The following is a 19,342-nucleotide window of genomic DNA, read 5'->3' on the forward strand; positions in this document are numbered from 1 at the left end:
GCGGAGTTTGGGGGGGAGGAGCGGCACACCCGGGGGCCCCCCGGCGGCCCCCGCGGGTCGGGGGGGGGGCGGCGCCGCCCCGCCCCCGCACGCCCCGCTTTCTTTTTGCCGCCGAGGCCGGGGCGGGGGGGGGGGGGGGGGGGGGGGGCCCCGGCGGCACCCGCCGTGAAGTAGGACGTGTCGATCGTCGCGCCGTGGGTGCGGAGCATCCGGTCGCTACGGTGCACGGCCGGCGTGCTGCCGGCCGTGGCCACGCCGGTCCAGATGCCGGCCGTGACGAGCACGGCCAACGCGAGGGCCGCCGCCGCGAGGCGCCGGGGGCGCGGTCGGCCGGGGAGTCGGAGATCCATGTCTCAACCGTACGGGCGGTTGTGGGCGGGGCGGCGGAGCGGAGGTCTGATCCGGGAAACCTTCCCGTGGTGTACACCTGCCGGTGGGGGTACTGCGGTGGCAGTACGTCCGGGTGTTCGTTGCGGTGTTGCCCCTTGGGGTGCGTTGCGGTCCGCGGGTGCGTTGTGGCTTGTCGCGCAGTTCCCCGCGCCCCTTTTTGTGGGCGCCGTTGGCCGTCGCGGTGTCCGTCTGATCTGCGACGGGCGCGTCAGGTCTCGTCCCGGGTCGGAGCCGCGGGGGGATGTACGTGCTCGATCCGGCGCGTGCCGTACGTCCACCGAGCACCCGGCACCTTATTGCGCCGGCTGCTGCGCGCGCACATCCCCCCACGTCTCCTCCCGTCTCGTACGCGTCCGCACCCCGGTGGGCCTGCTGGTGCCCTCAAGGCGTGCGGGGGAAAGCCGCCGACGGTGAGAAGGGGGTGTGGGGGTATGTGCGCGCAGGATCCGATGCATGCAACGAGCACCCTTCGGACAACGTCCACGCGTCGGACCGAGCACGTACATGCCCCCGCGCCCCCGACCCAAGAACCGGCATACAGCGCCCCGCACCACTGCGGTCAACGGCACCCACCGATAAGGGGCGCACGCCACCGCAACGGACAACCGCACCAATAAGGGGCGCGGGGAACTGCGCAAACGGCACCCTCGGCGCACGGGCACCGCAACGGACAACGGCACCGCTAAGGGGCGCGGGGAACTGCGCAAACAGCACCCCCGACGCACGGGCACCACAACGGACAACCACACCAATAAGGGGCGCGGGGAACTGCGCAAACAGCACCCCCGACGCACGGGCACCACAACGGACAACCACACCAATAAGGGGCGCGGGGAACTGCGCAAACGGCACCCGCGGCGCACGGGCACCGCAACGGACACGGCGCGACCCGCAGGCCGCAACGCACCCCAGGGGGCACCCCCAAGCCGCCTCGGCGCGCGGCAGCGCAGGGGAAGCCGGGGGCACCCCGGCGCGGCGAAACCCGGGCAACCGGGGGCACCCCGGGCAACCGTCGTCAGTGGTTCTTGGGGAAACCCAAGTCCACCCCGGAAGGGGCGTCCGCGGGGTCCGGCCAGCGCGACGTGATCGCCTTGCCGCGCGTGTAGAACCGCGCGCCGTCGTTGCCGTAGACGTGGTGATCGCCGAAGAGGGAGTCCTTCCAGCCGCCGAAGGAGTGGTAGCCGACGGGGACCGGGATGGGAACGTTGACGCCGACCATGCCGACCTCCACTTCCATCTGGAAGCGCCGCGCCGCACCGCCGTCACGGGTGAAGATCGCCACACCGTTGCCGTAGGGGGAGGCGTTGATGAGGGCAAGGCCCTCCTCGTAGGTGTCGGCCCGCACCACGGACAGCACCGGGCCGAAGATCTCGTCACGGTAGGCGTCCGCGGTGACCGGCACCCGGTCGAGCAGGGAGACGCCGACCCAGTGGCCGTTCTCGTAGCCCTCGACGGTGTGCCCGGAGCCGTCCAGGACGACGTCGCAGCCCTGCGCAGCGGCCCCGCTGACGTAGGAGGCGACCTTGTCGCGGTGCGCCGCGGTGATCAGGGGGCCCATCTGGGAGGCGGGGTCGGAGCCGGGTCCGATGACGATCTTCTCGGCGCGTTCCCGGATGCGCGCGACGAGTTCGTCCCCGATCGCGCCGACCGCGACGACCGCGGAGACGGCCATGCACCGCTCCCCCGCCGAGCCGTACGCGGCGGACACCGCCGCATCCGCGGCCGCGTCCAGATCGGCGTCGGGCAGCACGAGCATGTGGTTCTTGGCGCCGCCGAGGGCCTGGACGCGCTTGCCGTGCGCGCTGGCGGTGCGGTGGATGTGGCGGGCGATGGGGGTGGAGCCGACGAAGGAGACGGCGGCGACGTCGGGGTGCTCCAGCAGCCGGTCGACGGCGACCTTGTCGCCCTGCACGACGTTGAAGACGCCGTCCGGCAGGCCCGCCTCGGCGAGCAGTTCGGCGAGCCGGAGGGACGCCGACGGGTCCTTCTCGCTGGGCTTCAGCACGAACGTGTTGCCGCAGGCGATGGCGATCGGGAACATCCACATCGGCACCATGGCCGGGAAGTTGAACGGGGTGATGCCCGCGACGACGCCCAGCGGCTGCCGGATCGTGGCCACGTCCACCCGCTGGGAGACCTGCGTGGACAGCTCGCCCTTGAGCTGGTTCGGGATGCCGCAGGCCAGGTCGATGATCTCCAGGCCGCGGGCGACCTCACCGAGCGCGTCCGCGTGCACCTTGCCGTGCTCGGCGGTGATCAGCCGGGCCAGCTCGTCGCGGTGCGCGTGGACGAGGGCGCGGAACGCGAAGAGGATGCCGGTGCGCTGCGCCAGCGAGGAGCCGCCCCAGTCGGGGTAGGCCGCCTTGGCGGCGGCGACGGCCGCGTCCACCTCGGAGGCGTCCGCGAAGGACACGCGGGTGGTCACCTCGCCGGTCGCGGGGTCGGTGACCGGCCCGTACGAGCCGGAGGTGCCCTCGACGGGCTTCCCGCCGATCCAGTGACTGACGGTCTTCGTCATGGTCGAACTCCCGATCTGTGTGGGGTGGCGGGACTGCGTTCTCCCAGGGGCTGCGGCATCAGCGGCTGCCGCCGCGGGCCCCCGGACCCCCAGCCGGCTGCGTCTTTCCGGGGGATGCCCCCGGACCTCCAGCAGGCCGGCCGAGGTGACCGGCGCCAACGCACGTGGCAAACCTGGATAACCGGTCGGTGGTGCGGGGGCGGGTTCGCTCACACATGCCGCCTCCGCTGTGCGGCGTGCCGTGCGTACTCCTCGCGCGCCGCCTGCGCGGGCGCGCGGGTCGCCGTTTCGGCCACCGGCACATCCCACCATGCCTCAGCCGGTGGGGTGCCCGGCACCGCGCCGGTGTCGATCTCCACGTACACGCAGGTGGGACGGTCCGCGGCGCGTGCCGCTGCGAGCGCGGCGGGCAGCTCGGCCGCGGTGGTGGGGCGCAGCACCTGCATGCCGAGGCTGGCCGCGTTGGCGGCGAGGTCGACGGGCAGCGGGTCACCGGTGTAGCCGCCGTCGTCCGCCCGGTAGCGGTAGGCCGTGGCGAAGCGTTCGGCGCCGACCGATTCGGACAGGCCGCCGATCGACGCGTAGCCGTGGTTCTGGAGGATGACGACCTTGATCGGGATGTTCTCCTGCACGGCGGTGACGATCTCACCGGGCATCATCAGGTAGGTGCCGTCGCCGACCATCGCCCACACCGGCCGGCCCGGCGCGGCCAGGCAGGTGCCGATCGCGGCGGGGATCTCGTAACCCATGCAGGAGTAGCCGTACTCGACGTGGTACTGGTCGCGTGACCTGGCCCGCCACAGCTTGTGCAGCTCGCCGGGGAGGGATCCGGCGGCGTTGATGACGATGTCCTGGTCGTCGACGACCGAGTCCAGCGCGCCGAGTACCTGCGCCTGGGTGGGGCGCGCGGTCTCGTCCCGCACCTCGAACGCGGCGTCCACCCGGCGCTCCCAGCGGGACTTCGCGTTGCGGTAGTCGATGATGTACGCGTTCGGGACGTGGTCCATGACGCGCCGGGTGAGCGCTTCGAGGGCGGTGCGGGCGTCCGCGACCAGCGGCAGCCCGGCCATCTTGTGGCCCTCGCAGGGCGCGATGTTGATGTTGACGAAGCGCACGTCGGCGTTGCTGAAGAGGGTGCCGGACGCGGTGGTGAAGTCGGTCCAGCGGGTGCCTACGCCGATCACCAGGTCCGCCTCGCGGGCCAGGGCGTCGGCGGTGGCGGTGCCGGTGTGCCCGACGGCGCCGACCTCGGCGGGGTGGTCGTGGCGCAGGGCGCCCTTGCCGGCCTGGGTGCAGGCGACCGGGATGCCGGTCTCGTCCGCGAAGTGCTTGAGCGCCTCTTCGGCGGCGCTGTGGTGCACCCCGCCGCCGGCGACGACCAGCGGCCGGTGCGCCGCGCGGATCGCGCGCACCACCGCCTCCAGCTCCCGCTCGTCGGGGGCCGGGCGGCGCACGTGCCACACCCGCTCGGCGAAGAACTCCTCCGGCCAGTCGTACGCCTCGGCCTGCACGTCCTGCGGCAGCGCGAGCGTGACGGCGCCGGTGGCGACGGGGTCGGTCAGGGTGCGCATGGCGGCCAGCGCGGCCGGCATCAGCGCCTCGGGGCGGGTGATCCGGTCGAAGTAGGCGGAGACGGGCCGCAGGCAGTCGTTCACGGACACGTCGCCCGCGTAGGGCACTTCGAGCTGCTGGAGCACCGGGTCGGCGGGGCGGGTCGCGAAGATGTCGCCGGGCAGCAGCAGGACGGGCAGGTGGTTGATGGTGGCGAGCGCGGCCCCGGTGACCAGGTTCGTGGCGCCGGGGCCGATCGACGTGGTCACGGCGTGCGTGGCCAGCCGCCCGGACTGCCGGGCGTAGCCGACCGCAGCGTGCACCATGGCCTGCTCGTTGCGGCCCTGGTGGAACGGCATCTCGTCGGCGTACTCGACGAGCGCCTGGCCGATCCCGGCGACGTTGCCGTGCCCGAAGATGCCCCAGGTGGCGCCGATCAGGCGGTGCCGCTCGCCGTCCCGTTCGGTGTACTGCCGGGCGAGGAAGGCGACCAGGGCCTGTGCGGTGGTGAGCCGGCGGGTGCGGCGCGCGGGGGTGGTGGACTCGGGGGCGGCCTCGGTGCTCTCGGCGGCGGTGGCCGCGGTGGCCGCAGTGGCCGCTTCGGGGCGTGGGGTTCGGGGGGCGTGGGCGTGCGGGGCGGGATCCCCGGTGGCGGTGTGCGCCTCCGTGGGCGGCGGAGCGCCGGTGGGGGCCGCGGCTGCGGTCGACGCGGGTTTCTGGGGGGACGGCGCGGGCGTCGTGGCCGGCGAGGTGGGCGGCTGCGCGGCCGGCACCGCGTGGCCCTTCTTCCGTGTGCTCATCGGTAGCCCTCGGTGGTTGCGAGATGGTCGGGGTGGAAGGAGATCTGCCAGGCCCGTTCGGCACCGGGGCCCGCCATCACGTTCAGGTAGTACATGTCGTGCCCGGGTGCGGCGATCGACGGTCCGTGCCACCCGTCGGGCACCAGCACCGCGTCGCCGCTGCGCACCTCGGCGAGCACGTCGCTGCCGCCCGGGCGGGACGGGAAGACCCGCTGGTAGCCGAAGCCGTGCGGCCCGGCGATCTCGAAGTAGTAGATCTCCTCCAGCTCGCTCTCCTCACCCGGCCGGTGCTCGTCGTGCTTGTGCGGCGGGTACGAGGACCAGTTGCCGGCCGGGGTGAGCACCTCCACGGCGATCAGCCGGTCGCAGTCGAAGACGCCGGCGGCCGCGAAGTTGCGCACCTGGCGCGTGCAGCTGCCGCCGCCGCGGCTCTCGACGGGTACCTCCGGCGCGGGGCCGTAGCGGGCGGGGAGCTTACGCTCGCACTTCGCTCCTGCCAGGGCGAAGCGGCCTCCCGCACCGGAGGTGATTGTGGCGCGGGCGTCCCGCGGCACGTAGGCGAAGTCACTGACCGACTCGAAAACGTCGGGTCGACCCGCGAGTTCCATCGTCATCCCGTCCGCGTGCACCGTGCAGCCGCCGTTCAACGGCATCACGATCCACTCGGTGTCCCCGCTCGTGAAGGAGTGCGTCGCGCCGGCGGCGAGCTCCAGCACGCGCAGTGCGGAGTACGCCCATCCGGCGCGGGCCGGGGTGACGTCGAGGGCGTACGGGGCGGTGGCGGCGGTGCCGTGGGGGAGGTGGAGGCGGGTACGGCGTGGCGCGGCGCCGGTACGGCCACCGGCGCCGGTACCGCTCCGGGCACCGGCGCCGCCCGGTCCCGGTGCGGCCACTCCGCCGTCCCCGCCCTGACCGCTCGCCCCACTCGCCTCGACCATGCGCCTATCCCTACCCCACGCCTCACACACCGTTAACCGATCGATCTTTCCGGGCTTCACCCGAAGCCCCTGCCACGCGAGCACTCGGGACCGTCCACCGGCCCGGTGGCCCGGACACGACAGAAACAGCCCTCTGGGGCCGGTGACGACCCGACGATCTCGTCGGGGCTGGTCGCGCAGTTCCCCGCGCCCCTACCGGGCGCGCCCGCGCGCCGAAGGCGCTGAAAAGGGGCGCGGGGCTGTGTCGATATGCGGCTCCGCCGCGTGGGCGCGACCAGCCCCCACCGGCCGGTGGCCCGGACACGACAGGAACGGCCCCCTCGAGACGGTGACGACCCGCCCGTCTCGTCGGGCCGATCGCGCAGTTCCCCGCGCCCCTACCGGGCGCGCCCCTCCGAGGCACGGCCAGGCGCACGCCCCAGGGGGGCACGCAGTGCCCACAAAGGGGCGCGGGGAACTGCGCGACCAGCCCCCACCGGCCGGTGGTCCGGACACGACAGGAACGCCCCCACCCGGCCGGTGGCGACCCACGGTCCCGCCGAAACCACGCGCACCCCTGCCGGCAGGCACCCCGCCGGCAGGCGCCCGCGCTCACAGCAACCCCACCGCGGTGTCGACCGCCCCGACCACGTCGCCGTCCCCGGGATACAGCAGGGACCGTCCCACGACGAGTCCCTGCACCGTCGGCAACCGGAGCGCGGCGCGCCACCGTTCGTAGGCGCGCTGCTGGGCCTGAGCGGTGTCGCCCACCTCGCCGCCGAGCAGTACCGCGGGCAGCGTGGTGGTCGCCATGACGCGAGCCATGTCCGCCGGGTCCTCGGTGACGGGCACCTTCAGCCAGGTGTACGCGGAGGTCCCGGCGAGTCCGGACGCGATCGCCAGGGACGTGCTGACGGCCGCGGCGCTCAGGTCGTTGCGCAGGGCGCCGTGCGTGTCGCGGCGGCACAGGAACGGCTCGACGAACACCGGCAGGCCCCGTTCGGCCATGCCGTCCACCACCCGTGCCGCCGCCTCCAGCGTGCGCAGCGAGCCGGGGTCGTCGTAGTCGATGCGCAGCAGCAGCTTCCCCGCGTCGAAGCCGCGCCGTTCGATGTCCTGCGGGCGCAGCCCGGTGAACCGGTCGTCGAGTTCGAAGGCGGCACCGGCGAGCCCGCCCCGGTTCATCGAGCCGATGACGACCTTGCCGTCCAGCGCGCCGAGCAGCAGCAGGTCGTCGAGGACGTCGGCGGCGGCCAGCACACCGTCGACGCCGGGCCTGGCGAGCGCCCGGCACAGGCGGGTGAGGAGATCGGCCCGGTCGGCCATGGCGAAGGCGCGCTCACCGACGCCGAGCGCACCGCGCGCCGGATGGTCTGCGGCGATGATCATCAGCCGCTGCCGCGGCCCGAGCAGCGCCCGCCGGGTCCGTTGCGCAGCCGCCGCTGCCACCGCCTCCGGGTGCCGCGCCCTGGTCCTGGCCAGCGCGGCGACGTCGACGGCACCGTCGGCCGTCCACATGTCCGGCATGTCCACCGGCGCGTCACCGGTACCGCGGCGGCGCGGCCCGGACCGCGTACCGGACGACGACGTCACCGCACCGACCCCTCGGTCACCGCCGTCTCCACCTCGGCGGGCGTGGGCATCGCCGAGGAACACTCCAGGCGGCCGGCCACGATCGCCCCGGCCGCGTTCGCGTACCGCATGGTGCGCTCCAGGTCCCAGCCCGCCAGCAGCCCGTGGCAGAGGGCGCCGCCGAACGCGTCGCCGGCGCCGAGGCCGTTGAGCACCCGCACCGGCAGTGGCGGCACCTCTGCCCGCTGCCCGTCGGCGGTCATCGCGAGGACGCCCTTCGGGCCCTGTTTGACCACCGCGACCTCGACGCCAGCGGCGAGCAGGGCGCGCGCGGCGGCGAGCGGCTCGCGTTCCCCGGTGGCCACCTCCACCTCGTCCAGGTTGCCCACGGCGACGGTGGCGTGCCGCAGCGCCTCGACGTAGTACGGGCGGGCGCCGTCGGGGCCCAGTTCGTGGCGCACGGGGACGTCGGCGGGGTCGCCCGGGCCCGCGGTCGGCGCTCGTCCGGCGTTCTCCTCGTGCCAGAACATCGGCCGCCAGTCCAGGTCGAACACGGTCAGGCCGGCCCGTGCGCGGTGGGCGAGCGCGGTCAGCGTCGCCGTCCGGCTCGGCTCCTCGCACAGTCCGGTCCCGGTCATCCAGAAGACCCGTGCGGCGGCGACGGCGTCGAGGTCGAGTTCACCCGGCCTGATCACGAGGTCGGGCGCTTTGGGCTGGCGGTAGAAGTAGAGCGGGAAGTCGTCGGGCGGGAAGATCTCGCAGAACGTGACCGGGGTCGGCAGCCCCGGCACCGGGGTGACCCACCGGTCGTCGACGCCGAGGTCACGCAGCGTCCGGTGCACGTAGTCGCCGAAGGCGTCGTGACCGGTGCGGCTGATCACCGCGCTGCGCAGCCCGAGCCGGGCGGCCGCGACCGCGACGTTGGTGGCCGATCCGCCGAGGAACTTCCCGAACTGCTCGACGTCCGCCAGCGGCACCCCGGCCTGGAGCGGGTACAGGTCGACCCCGATCCGCCCCATCGTGAGGACGTCGAACGGGGTGTCAGGCGAGGCGTCGGGCAGGGCGGCGCCGTCGTCCGGGTCGGTCACGGATACGTCCCTTCCTGGCGAACCGGCAGGAGCAGGGCTGCCGGTACGGCCCAGGGGAGGCGGGCCCGCGGCGGCTCACCCCAAGGTCTAGTGCCGGGCGCCAGCCCTGTCAATGTTTTGTCCGGACATTCGGACCAGACCCTTGACACCCCGTCCGTGACGCCCGGAAAGTGACGCTCATGACGACGCTGTCACGCATCCGGATCGGTTCCGCACCCGACTCGTGGGGCGTCTGGTTCCCCGACGACCCGCGCCAGGTCCCCTGGCAGAGCTTCCTCGACGAGGTCAGCGCATCCGGCTACGAGTGGATCGAGCTCGGCCCTTACGGCTATCTCCCCACCGATCCCGCGGTACTGGGCGAAGAGACCCGGCGGCGCGGGCTCAAGGTCTCCGCCGGCACCGTCTTCACGGGTCTGCACCACGGCCCGGAGGTCTGGGAGTCCACCTGGCGCCATGTCGCGGGGGTCGCCGAGTTGGCCCGCGCGATGGGCGCCCGGCACCTGGTCGTCATCCCCGCCTTCTGGCGCGACGACAAGACCGGCGAGGTGCTGGAGGACCGTACCCTCACCCCCGCCCAGTGGCGCGACCTGACCCGCCTGACCGAGCGTCTGGCCCGCGAGGTGCGCGAGCGCCACGGTCTGAAGGTGGTCGTCCACCCGCACGCCGACACCCACATCGACAGCGAGGAGAACGTCACCCGCTTCCTCGACGCCACCGACCCCGACCTGGTCTCGCTCTGCCTGGACACCGGGCACTACGCGTACTGCGGCGGCGACAGCGTCAAACTCATCGAGACCTACGGCGAACGCATCGGCTATCTGCATCTCAAGCAGGTCGACCCCGGGATCCTGGCCGAGGTCCACGCCCGGCAACTGCCGTTCGGCCCCGCGGTCGCACGCGGCGTGATGTGCGAACCGCCGTGCGGCGTGCCCGCGTTGGAACCGGTGCTGGAGGCCGCCGGCCGGCTCGACGTCGACCTCTTCGCCATCGTCGAGCAGGACATGTACCCCTGCCCACCCGACCGCCCCCTGCCCATCGCCCGCCGCACCCGCGCATTCCTCCGGTCCTGCGGGGCCTGAGGGGCGCGCGAGGTTACGGCCCTTTTCGCACCGCTTCCGTCACAAACTCCTCCTTCTTGTCACACATGTCCGCGCTGGGCCGATTCCGTGTCACAGCCGATCCACACCCCCTGACCGGGATCACCCTGCGTCGTTCACCCGGCAAGGCTCAGCAATCGCCAGCGTCGCGCCCGGCTCGTCCGACGGCTCCCTGCCGCCGCTGGGCGCGGCGGGGAGGAGAAGCCACGGTGACCGACCACGGACTCTGGTCATACAGAGACATCGCCGCACACATCAAGGTCCGCCCGGACACGGTGCGTTCGTACCGCAAACACGGGCTGCTGCCCCCACCCGACCGCGTGGAGAACGGCAAGCCGTACTGGTACGCGGACACCGTCCGGGCGTGGGTCGCCGCCCGCCCGAGCAACCGCCGGCGCCAGGGCGACTGACCCCGCCCCGACCGCAACCACCGGCCGCCGGGGCCCGCGCCGGGCCCCGGCAACGGCACGCGGGGCAAGGGTCGGTCGGGCGCGGCCAGACGGGCCGGACGGGTCAGACGGGTCAGACGGGGGATCCTCGTTCGCCGAGAAATTCTCGTTCGCCGGGAGGATCCTCGTCTGCCGGGGGATTCTCGTTTGCCGGCGCCGACCGTGGCCACGCAGAATCCGCAGATGACAGCGGCACATGTGGACCATTCCTCGACGAATCCCCCGGACGACTTCTCCGTCAAGCCGGTACTGACCGGCGACAAGGTGGTGCTGCGCCCCGTCGCCGCAGCCGACGCCGCGGAGATGTTCGCGATGATCGGCGATCCGGAGGTGACCCTCTTCATGGGCCACCCGCGCAGCACGCTCACGGAGGAGCGGGTACGCGCCTGGTACGCGTCGCGCGCCACGACGGACGACCGGCTCGACCTCGCCGTGATCGACCGGGACAGCGGCGCACTCGTCGGTGAAAGCGTGCTGTTCGACTGGCATCCGGCCGACCGCAGCTGCACCTTCCGCATCATGCTGGGGCCCGCCGGCCGGAACCGCGGGCTGGGCACCGAGGCGGTCCGGCTCACCCTCGGCCACGGCTTCGAGCGGCTCGGCCTGAACCGCATCGAACTGGGTGTCTACACCCACAACCAGCGGGCCCGGCGTGTCTACGAGCGGGTCGGCTTCGTTGCAGAGGGCGTGCGGCGGGAGGCGATGCTGCGGGACGGTGAGCCGTTCGACGAGGTGATCATGTCGGTGCTGGCCCGGGAGTGGGCCGTCCATCACGGCCGCCCCGAGGCTACGCATTCCCCTACCCCCTAGGGGTATAGTGTGAGGAGAGTCGGGCGAGGCGCAGGTGCCGGGTGAGTCCGGCGCGGCGCCGTTCCATCCGCCCGTACGGGTCCGTGCGGTACGGGTCCGTGCCGTACCCGCGCCCGGCCCGGGTAGGCGCGCACCGTTCCCGTCCCCGCGCCCGGCTTTCCGTCCACCCACGCACACCGCACTCCCGAGGAGCCCCATATGACCACCCAGGGCGAGGCCGCCACCCCCACTCCGGCCACCGACGGCGAGGTCACCGCGACCTACCAGGTGACCGGGATGACCTGCGGACACTGCGAAAGCGCGGTCGTCAGCGAGATCGGCGAGCTGGCGGGCGTACGCTCCGTCGCCGCCGAGGCCGCCAGCGGCCGGGTCACCGTGGTCTCCGCGGCCGCGCTCGACGACGAGGCGGTACGCGCCGCGATCGACGAAGCGGGATACGAGTTCGCCGGCCGCGCCTGAGCCGGCACACCGGCGAGCCGGCACGCCTGGCGTCCCCCGGCCGGCCGTTTTCAGGAGCACGCAGCACCGCACCGCCATCTGGAGCCCGCAATGACCAGCACCGCACCAGAGACCGCCGGCCAGACCGCCGACCGGCCGGCCGGCCACCAGCCGACCGGGGTGGCCGAAGCGCCAGGCACCCCCGAGCCTTCCGCCGCTCCGCCGGCCACCGCCACCGCGGCCGCCGGGACCCCGGCACCACCCGACCACCCCGCGTCCGTCTCGCAGGTCGAACTCCGCATCGGCGGGATGACCTGCGCGGCGTGCGCGGCACGGGTGGAGAAGAAGCTCAACCGCATGGCGGGCGTCACCGCCACCGTGAACTTCGCCACCCAGAAGGCCCGGGTCAGCTACCCCGACGGGGTCGAGGTCGCCGATCTCGTCGCCACCGTCGTGAAGACCGGCTACACCGCCGAGCAGCCCGCGCCACCACCCCCCGCGGTCCCGCCACCCCACAGCGCCCATGACGCCGCCGACAGCGCCCCCGAACGGGATCACCGTACGGACCGGGCCGGACCGCACGGCCGGCCGGACGGGCGGGACTGGCCGGACCGCGGTCCCGCCGGAGCGGCCACCGACGCGACCGCCACCGGTCCGGCGGCCACCGCCGCCACCGACCCGGAGGTCACCGCGCTCCGCGACCGCCTTCGCGGCTCCGCGCTGCTCGCGCTCCCGGTGATCGTGCTCTCGATGGTCCCCGCCCTCCAGTTCGACAACTGGCAGTGGCTCTCGCTGACACTCGCGGCCCCGGTCGTCATCTGGGGTGGCCTGCCCTTCCACCGCGCCGCGTGGAAGAACGCACGGCACGGCGCGGCCACCATGGACACCCTGGTCTCGCTCGGCACCCTGGCCGCCTTCGGCTGGTCGCTGTGGGCGCTGTTCTTCGGCGACGCCGGGATGCCGGGCATGCGGCACGGATTCGACCTGCTCGCCGCACGCACCGACACCTCCTCGGCCCTCTATCTGGAGGTCGCGGCCGGCGTCGTCACCTTCCTGCTGCTCGGCCGCTACCTGGAGGCCCGTTCCAAACGACGCGCGGGAGCCGCCCTGCACGCCCTGCTGGAGCTGGGCGCCAAGGACGTCTGCGTGCTGCGGCCCGCGCCGGGCGGCGGCGCACCGGTGGAGACACGCGTCCCGGTGAGCCGGCTGGCCGTCGGTGACCGGTTCGTCGTACGACCCGGAGAGAAGATCGCCACCGACGGCACCGTCGTCGAGGGCACCTCGGCGGTCGACGCCTCGATGCTCACCGGCGAGTCGGTACCGGTCGACGTGACCGTCGGCGCCACCGTCACCGGCGCCACCGTGAACGCCGGGGGCCGGCTCGTCGTCGAAGCGACCCGGGTCGGCGCCGACACGCAGCTGGCCCGGATGGCCCGGCTCGTGGAGGACGCGCAGAACGGCAAGGCGCAGGTGCAGCGGCTCGCCGACCGGATCGCCGGGATCTTCGTACCCGTCGTGCTGCTGATCGCCGCGGGCACGCTGCTGGCCTGGCTCGTGGTCGGCGGCGGGGCCGGCGCGGCGTTCACCGCCGCGGTGGCGGTACTGATCATCGCCTGCCCCTGCGCGCTCGGCCTGGCGACGCCCACCGCCCTCATGGTCGGCACCGGCCGCGGCGCCCAGCTCGGCATCCTCATCCGGGGCCCCGAGGTCCTGGAATCCACCCGCCGCGTCGACACGGTCGTCCTCGACAAGACCGGCACGGTCACCACCGGCCGGATGACGCTGAGGGACGTGCACGCGCCGGACACGGACCAGAAGCTGCTGCTCCGGCTCGCCGGTGCCGTGGAGAACGCCTCCGAGCACCCCATCGCGCAGGCCATCGCCACCGGCGCCGTCGAGCGAGGGGCCACCGAGGCGGACGGGAGCGGTGCGGCACTGCCCACCCCCGAGCCGTTCGAGAACGTCCCCGGGCTCGGCGTGCGCGGCACCGTCGAGGGGCACGACGTGCTCGTCGGGCGCGAGCAGTTGCTCACCGCCGTCGGTATCGCACTGCCCCCGCAGCTGGCCGCCGCCAAGGCCGCCGCCGAAGAGGCCGGCCACACGGCCGTCACCGTCGCCTGGGACGGCACGGCGCGTGGCGTGCTGACCGTCGCCGACGCCGTCAAGGACACCAGCGCCGAGGCGGTGCGCGAGCTGCGCGCACTCGGCCTCACGCCGATCCTGCTGACCGGCGACCACCCGGCCGTGGCCGCGACCGTGGCCCGCACCGTCGGCATCGACGAGGTGATCGCCGAGGTGCTGCCGCAGGACAAGGTGGCCGTCGTACGGCGCCTGAAGGACGAGGGCCGGACCGTCGCCATGGTCGGCGACGGAGTCAACGACGCCGCCGCACTCGCCACCGCCGACCTCGGCCTGGCCATGGGCACCGGCACCGACGCCGCGATCGAGGCGAGCGACCTCACCCTGGTCCGCGGCGACCTGCGGGTGGCCGCGGACGCCATCCGGCTCTCGCGCCGCACACTGGCCACCATCAAAGGCAACCTTTTCTGGGCCTTCGGCTATAACCTTGCAGCCCTGCCGCTCGCCGCGGCCGGACTGCTCAACCCGATGATCGCCGGAGCCGCGATGGCGTTCTCGTCGGTCTTCGTAGTCAGCAACAGCCTGCGCCTGCGGAACTTCACGTAGCCGCCTTCACCTGGCGCCTACAGCAGTCCACGTATGTTGTCTCAGAAGCGAGACCCAAATTCTTCACAGGCCTTCACATGTGCGGTTCAACATCCTTACACTTAACCCCCGGTCACCACGACGGGGCTCTTGCGAAAGAGTTCGACGTATGCAAGAGACGTACGTCACATAGATTTAAGCGTAACCATAGAAGGGGCTCGCGAGTCTAAGAGGACGATGCTGGAGACGTCTTGGGGGGCGAATCCGACATCAGCGGAGATGTCTTGGGGGACGTCTCCGGAGGTTGTGAGCCGGGACACGTACACCGGGGAGCTTTGAGCGGCCCCCCCGACCGTACGCGTCCCGGCAGACCACAACGCGGCTGGCGCAGCCCACCGACGCCCGGCCGGATCCCGTGGGGGGAATCCGCACCGGGACACAGGAAAGCGCCCCGCCCGCCGGCCCGTGGGGGGACCGGCGACGGGGCGCTTTCCCTTTTTTTAAAAGCTCGGTTCGCCGCCGGGCGCCTCAGCCGGTGTCGAGCGACCGATCGTGCTCAGCCCGACTTCGTCGGGCCTCCGCGCGTTCGGCCACTCAACACCGGCGCGCCCTTTGGCTCACTCGCTGCACCGGGGTGCCGAACAGAGATACACGGCAACCCAACACGCCCCAAGAGCAGGCCGAAGGCCATGAACTTGGGGCGCAGGCGAGCAGGCCGCAGGCCGCGACCAAGGTGCGCAGGTGAGCAGGCCGAAGGCCGCGACCAAGGGGCGCGGGGAACTGCGCGACCAGCCACAACGAAACCAGCAGGTCGCCACCGCCCCAGAGGGGCACCCCCTACCGCAGCCCCCGCCGGCCGAAGGCCGCAATCAAGGGGCGCGGGGAACTGCGCGACCCGCCACGACGAGACCGGCAGGTCGCTACCAACGCCAAGGGGCAGCCCCCACCGCGCCGATCCCCACCCGGGGACACCGACACACGGCGGGACCGCCCCAGACCGGGAAGCCGAAGGCCGAAGGCCGAAGGCTACCGCTCCTCCACCGGGATGAAGTCCCGATTGACGACACCCGTGTAGATCTGCCGCGGACGCCCGATCCGCGAACCCGGCTCCTTGATCATCTCCTGCCACTGGGCGATCCACCCGGGCAACCGGCCAAGCGCGAACAGCACGGTGAACATCTCCGTCGGGAAGCCCATCGCGCGGTAGATCAGACCCGTGTAGAAGTCCACGTTCGGGTAGAGCTTCCGCTCCACGAAGTAGTCGTCGGCGAGCGCGTGCTCCTCGAGGCGCAGCGCGATGTCGAGCAGCTCGTCGGACTTGCCGAGCGCGGAGAGGACGTCGTGCGCCGCAGCCTTGATGATCTTCGCCCGGGGGTCGAAGTTCTTGTAGACGCGGTGCCCGAAGCCCATGAGCTTCACGCCGTCTTCCTTGTTCTTCACCTTGCGGATGAAGGTGTCGACGTCGCTCCCGGAGTTCTGGATACCCTCCAGCATCTCCAGCACCGACTGGTTCGCACCACCGTGCAGCGGGCCCCACAGGGCCGAGATGCCGGCCGAGATGGACGCGAACATGTTCGCCTGCGAGGAGCCCACCAGGCGCACCGTCGACGTCGAACAGTTCTGCTCGTGGTCGGCGTGCAGGATCAGCAGCTTGTCCAGCGCCGACACCACCACCGGGTCCAGCGCGTACTCGGCGGCCGGCACCGAGAACGTCATCCGCAGGAAGTTCTCGACATACCCGAGGTCGTTGCGCGGGTAGACGACGGGCTGGCCGACCGACTTCTTGTACGCGTAGGCGGCGATCGTCGGGAGCTTCGCCAGCAGCCGGATCGTCGACAGGTGGCGCTGCTTCTCGTCGAACGGGTTGTGGCTGTCCTGGTAGAACGTGGACAGCGCGCTGACCACCGACGACAGCATCGCCATCGGGTGGGCGTCACGCGGGAACCCGTCGTAGAAGCGCTTGACGTCCTCGTGCAGCAGGGTGTGCCGGGTGATCTCGTCCCGGAACTCCGCCAGCTCGTCGACGGTCGGCAGCTCGCCGTTGATCAGCAGGTAGGCGACCTCGACGAACGTGGAACGCTCGGCCAGCTGCTCGATCGGATAGCCGCGGTAACGCAGAATGCCCTGCTCACCGTCGAGATAGGTGATCCCCGACTTGTAGGCGGCAGTGTTGCCGTAACCGCTGTCCAGGGTCACCAGACCGGTCTGGGCGCGCAGCTTCCCGATGTCGAAGCCCTTGTCCCCGACGGTGCTGTCCTCCACCGAGTACGTGTATTCACCCTCGCCGTACCGCAGTACTACTGCGTCATCGCGTTTGTCGCTCACGTCTTCCCTCACCCGACGTTGTACCTCATCTTCGAGGTGCCTGCCCTGACTGCCCTGACTGCCTCTACCATCCCCCATTTGGCGCAGGAGAGTGCACTCGGGGTCGGCCATTGGGCCTATCGGCGGCACTGAGTGCCGCCAGTCTGCTCATCCTGCCCCCTTCGCCCCGGTTCCGGAAGGGCCCTGTGAGCTTTCCGACTGATTGATCGATCAAAATTCACGGCCTCGCCACGCCCCGCGGGACGCCGCGGGACCGACGGCGTTACGGGTGATCCGGATGCGCCTGGATTAGTCCTGATTTCCCTCGCCGGCGAGGGTGGGAGGGCTCGGCGTCCGGGGTTGCGTTCCCGCCACCGGGGCACGCGGGCGCCCCGGCGCGAGCCGGACCCCGTACCGTCGCTCAGACCGCCGCGCCCCGGCCGGAGCGCAACCGGAAGTCCAGGGCCGTACAGCGGCGGCCCGCCGAGACGGTGCGTACCGCCTGGCCGAGCGCGCGGCGCGAGCCGACCAGGACGACCAGCTTCTTCGCCCTGGTCACCGCGGTGTACAGCAGATTGCGCTGGAGCATCATCCAGGCACTGGTGGTCACCGGGATCACCACGGCCGGGTACTCGCTGCCCTGCGAGCGGTGGATGGTCACCGCGTAGGCATGGGCGAGTTCGTCCAGCTCGTCGAAGTCGTACGGGACCTCTTCGTCCTCGTCGGTACGGACCATGAGGCGCTGCTCGTCGGCGTCCAGGGCGGTGACGACGCCGACCGTGCCGTTGAAGACGCCGTTCTCGCCCTTGTCGTAGTTGTTTCGGATCTGGGTGACCTTGTCGCCTACGCGGAAGACCCGGCCGCCGAAGCGTTTTTCGGCCACATCGGGGCGGCCCGGGGTGATGGCCTGCTGGAGCAGCCCGTTGAGGACGCCGGCGCCGGCGGGGCCGCGGTGCATGGGGGCCAGGACCTGCACGTCACGGCGTGGGTCGAGGCCGAAGCGGGCCGGGATGCGGCGCGCGGCGACGTCCACCGTGAGCCGTCCGGCCTCCTCGGTGTCGTCCTCGACGAAGAGGAAGAAGTCCGTCAGGCCCTGGGTGACGGGCGGCTGCCCGGAGTTGATCCGGTGCGCGTTGGTGACCACGCCGGACTGCTGGGCCTGGCGGAAGATCTTGGTGAGCCGCACCGCCGGCACCGGGCTGCCGTCGCCGAGCAGGTCCCGCAGCACCTCTCCGGCGCCGACGCTGGGCAACTGGTCGACATCGCCGACGAAGAGCAGGTGGCCGCCTTCGGGAACCGCCTTGACCAGCTTGTTCGCGAGGAGTAGGTCCAGCATCGACGCTTCGTCGACCACGACGAGGTCGGCGTCCAGCGGTCGCTCCCGGTCGTACGCAGCGTCCCCGCCGGGCTTGAGCTCCAGGAGGCGGTGCACGGTGGACGCCTCGGCGCCGGTCAGCTCGGCGAGCCGCTTCGCCGCCCGTCCGGTGGGCGCGGCGAGCACCACCTTGGCGCGCTTGGCACGGGCCAGCTCCACGATCGAGCGGACCGTGAACGACTTGCCGCAGCCCGGGCCGCCGGTGAGCACCGCGACCTTGCGGGTGAGCGCCAGCTTGACGGCCTCCTGCTGCTCGGGCGCGAGATCGGCACCGGTGCGCCCGGCCAGCCAGCCGAGCGCCTTGTCCCAGGCGACGTCCTGGAACGCGGGCATCCGGTCCTGCTCGGTGCGCAGCAGCCGTAGCAACTGGCCGGAAAGAGACAGCTCCGCGCGGTGGAACGGCACGAGGTAGACCGCGGTGACGGGCCCGCCGTCGACCCCGGGCACCTCTTCGCGCACCACGCCCTCGTCCAGCGCGGCCAGCTCCGCCAGGCACTCGATGACCAGCCCTGTGTCGACCTGGAGCAGCTTCACCGCGTCGGCGATCAGCTGCTCCTCGGGCAGGAAGCAGTGGCCCTGGTCGGTGGACTGCGACAGCGCGTACTGCAAGCCGGCCTTGACGCGCTCCGGGCTGTCGTGCGGGATGCCAACGGACTGGGCGATCTTGTCGGCGGTGAGGAACCCGATGCCCCAGACGTCGGCTGCGAGCCGGTACGGCTCCTGCTTGACGACGGAGATCGACGCGTCGCCGTACTTCTTGTAGATGCGCACCGCGATGGAGGTGGAGACCTCCACGGTCTGGAGGAAGAGCATCACTTCCTTGATCGCCTTCTGCTCCTCCCAGGCGTCGGCGATCTTCTTGGTGCGCTTCGGGCCGAGGCCGGGGACCTCGATGAGGCGCTTGGGCTCCTCCTCGATGATCTGGAGGGTGTCCAGGCCGAAGTGCTGGGTGATGCGGTCGGCGAAGATCGGGCCGATGCCCTTGACCAGGCCGGAGCCGAGATAGCGCCGGATGCCCTGGACGGTGGCGGGGAGCACGGTGGTGTAGTTCTCACACGTGAACTGCTTGCCGTACTGCGGATGGGAGCCCCAACGGCCCTCCATCCGCAGCGACTCCCCCACCTGCGCACCGAGCAGCGCCCCCACGACCGTGAGGAGATCACCGCTGCCCCGGCCGGTGTCGACGCGGGCGACCGTGTAGCCGTTCTCCTCGTTCGCGTAGGTGATCCGCTCCAGGACGCCCTCGACCACCGCAAGCCGCCGCGGCTCCACCGGATTCGCCATGATCCGACGGTACCGCCGGCGAGTGACATCGGTGCCTACGGGACTTGGGGGGCGGCCGGGGGGAGCGCCGGCGGGCGCGTGGGGC

Annotated in this window: 12 protein-coding genes; 5 read left to right on the forward strand and 7 right to left on the reverse strand. The window is 72.2% G+C overall.

The window, feature by feature from the left end; genetic code table 11:
- Window positions 1–1,405 precede the first annotated feature (1,405 nt).
- From NQO67_RS10980 to iolC, 5 genes are all read right to left on the reverse strand, one after another.
- Window positions 1,406–2,908 (reverse strand): CoA-acylating methylmalonate-semialdehyde dehydrogenase, encoded by a 1,503-nt coding sequence (locus NQO67_RS10980; protein WP_255949672.1) that lies wholly within the window; start codon window positions 2,906–2,908, stop codon window positions 1,406–1,408.
- Between the two features lie 209 nt (window positions 2,909–3,117).
- Entirely contained in the window at window positions 3,118–5,259 is a 2,142-nt protein-coding gene (gene iolD, locus NQO67_RS10985; protein ID WP_255949673.1) for a 3D-(3,5/4)-trihydroxycyclohexane-1,2-dione acylhydrolase (decyclizing), read from the reverse strand.
- Window positions 5,256–6,197 carry a 5-deoxy-glucuronate isomerase gene (gene iolB, locus NQO67_RS10990; RefSeq protein ID WP_255949674.1) on the reverse strand — a complete coding sequence of 314 codons (942 nt, stop codon included), beginning with the start codon at window positions 6,195–6,197 and terminating at the stop codon, window positions 5,256–5,258. The genes iolD and iolB overlap by 4 nt, the downstream gene beginning before the upstream one ends.
- Window positions 6,198–6,788: 591 nt before the next feature.
- Window positions 6,789–7,694 (reverse strand): Cgl0159 family (beta/alpha)8-fold protein, encoded by a 906-nt coding sequence (locus NQO67_RS10995; protein WP_445195097.1) that lies wholly within the window; start codon window positions 7,692–7,694, stop codon window positions 6,789–6,791.
- A 71-nt stretch (window positions 7,695–7,765) separates the two neighbouring features.
- Window positions 7,766–8,767 (reverse strand): 5-dehydro-2-deoxygluconokinase, encoded by a 1,002-nt coding sequence (gene iolC / locus NQO67_RS11000; RefSeq protein WP_255950011.1) that lies wholly within the window; start codon window positions 8,765–8,767, stop codon window positions 7,766–7,768.
- Window positions 8,768–9,015: 248 nt separating this feature from the next.
- On the opposite strand from iolC, the gene NQO67_RS11005 reads away from it, so the two are divergent.
- The 5 genes from NQO67_RS11005 to NQO67_RS11025 all read left to right on the forward strand — a co-directional run bounded on the left by NQO67_RS11005 (window position 9,016) and on the right by NQO67_RS11025 (window position 14,315).
- Window positions 9,016–9,915 carry a sugar phosphate isomerase/epimerase family protein gene (locus tag NQO67_RS11005; protein WP_255949675.1) on the forward strand — a complete coding sequence of 300 codons (900 nt, stop codon included), beginning with the start codon at window positions 9,016–9,018 and terminating at the stop codon, window positions 9,913–9,915.
- A gap of 227 nt (window positions 9,916–10,142) precedes the next feature.
- Window positions 10,143–10,343 carry a helix-turn-helix transcriptional regulator gene (locus NQO67_RS11010; RefSeq protein WP_255949676.1) on the forward strand — a complete coding sequence of 67 codons (201 nt, stop codon included), beginning with the start codon at window positions 10,143–10,145 and terminating at the stop codon, window positions 10,341–10,343.
- Window positions 10,344–10,565: 222 nt separating this feature from the next.
- A complete protein-coding gene (locus NQO67_RS11015) occupies window positions 10,566–11,192 on the forward strand; it encodes a GNAT family N-acetyltransferase (RefSeq protein ID WP_255949677.1) in 627 nt (208 codons plus the stop codon).
- Window positions 11,193–11,390: 198 nt separating this feature from the next.
- Window positions 11,391–11,651 (forward strand): heavy-metal-associated domain-containing protein, encoded by a 261-nt coding sequence (locus tag NQO67_RS11020; RefSeq protein ID WP_255949678.1) that lies wholly within the window; start codon window positions 11,391–11,393, stop codon window positions 11,649–11,651.
- Between the two features lie 90 nt (window positions 11,652–11,741).
- Window positions 11,742–14,315 (forward strand): heavy metal translocating P-type ATPase, encoded by a 2,574-nt coding sequence (locus tag NQO67_RS11025; protein WP_305125696.1) that lies wholly within the window; start codon window positions 11,742–11,744, stop codon window positions 14,313–14,315.
- Window positions 14,316–15,320: 1,005 nt separating this feature from the next.
- On the opposite strand, the gene NQO67_RS11030 is transcribed toward NQO67_RS11025, so the two are convergent.
- Both NQO67_RS11030 and recD2 read right to left on the reverse strand, forming a co-directional pair.
- On the reverse strand, window positions 15,321–16,631 hold the full coding sequence (locus NQO67_RS11030) for a citrate synthase (RefSeq protein WP_255949679.1): 1,311 nt from the start codon (window positions 16,629–16,631) through the stop codon (window positions 15,321–15,323).
- Between the two features lie 388 nt (window positions 16,632–17,019).
- Complete coding sequence (gene recD2 / locus NQO67_RS11035; protein ID WP_255949680.1) at window positions 17,020–19,257, reverse strand: SF1B family DNA helicase RecD2; 2,238 nt, start codon at window positions 19,255–19,257, stop codon at window positions 17,020–17,022.
- Between the last annotated feature and the right edge of the window lie 85 nt (window positions 19,258–19,342).

The sequence above is a fragment of the Streptomyces odontomachi genome, assembly GCF_024435355.1.
GTDB classification, from domain to species: domain Bacteria; phylum Actinomycetota; class Actinomycetes; order Streptomycetales; family Streptomycetaceae; genus Streptomyces; species Streptomyces odontomachi.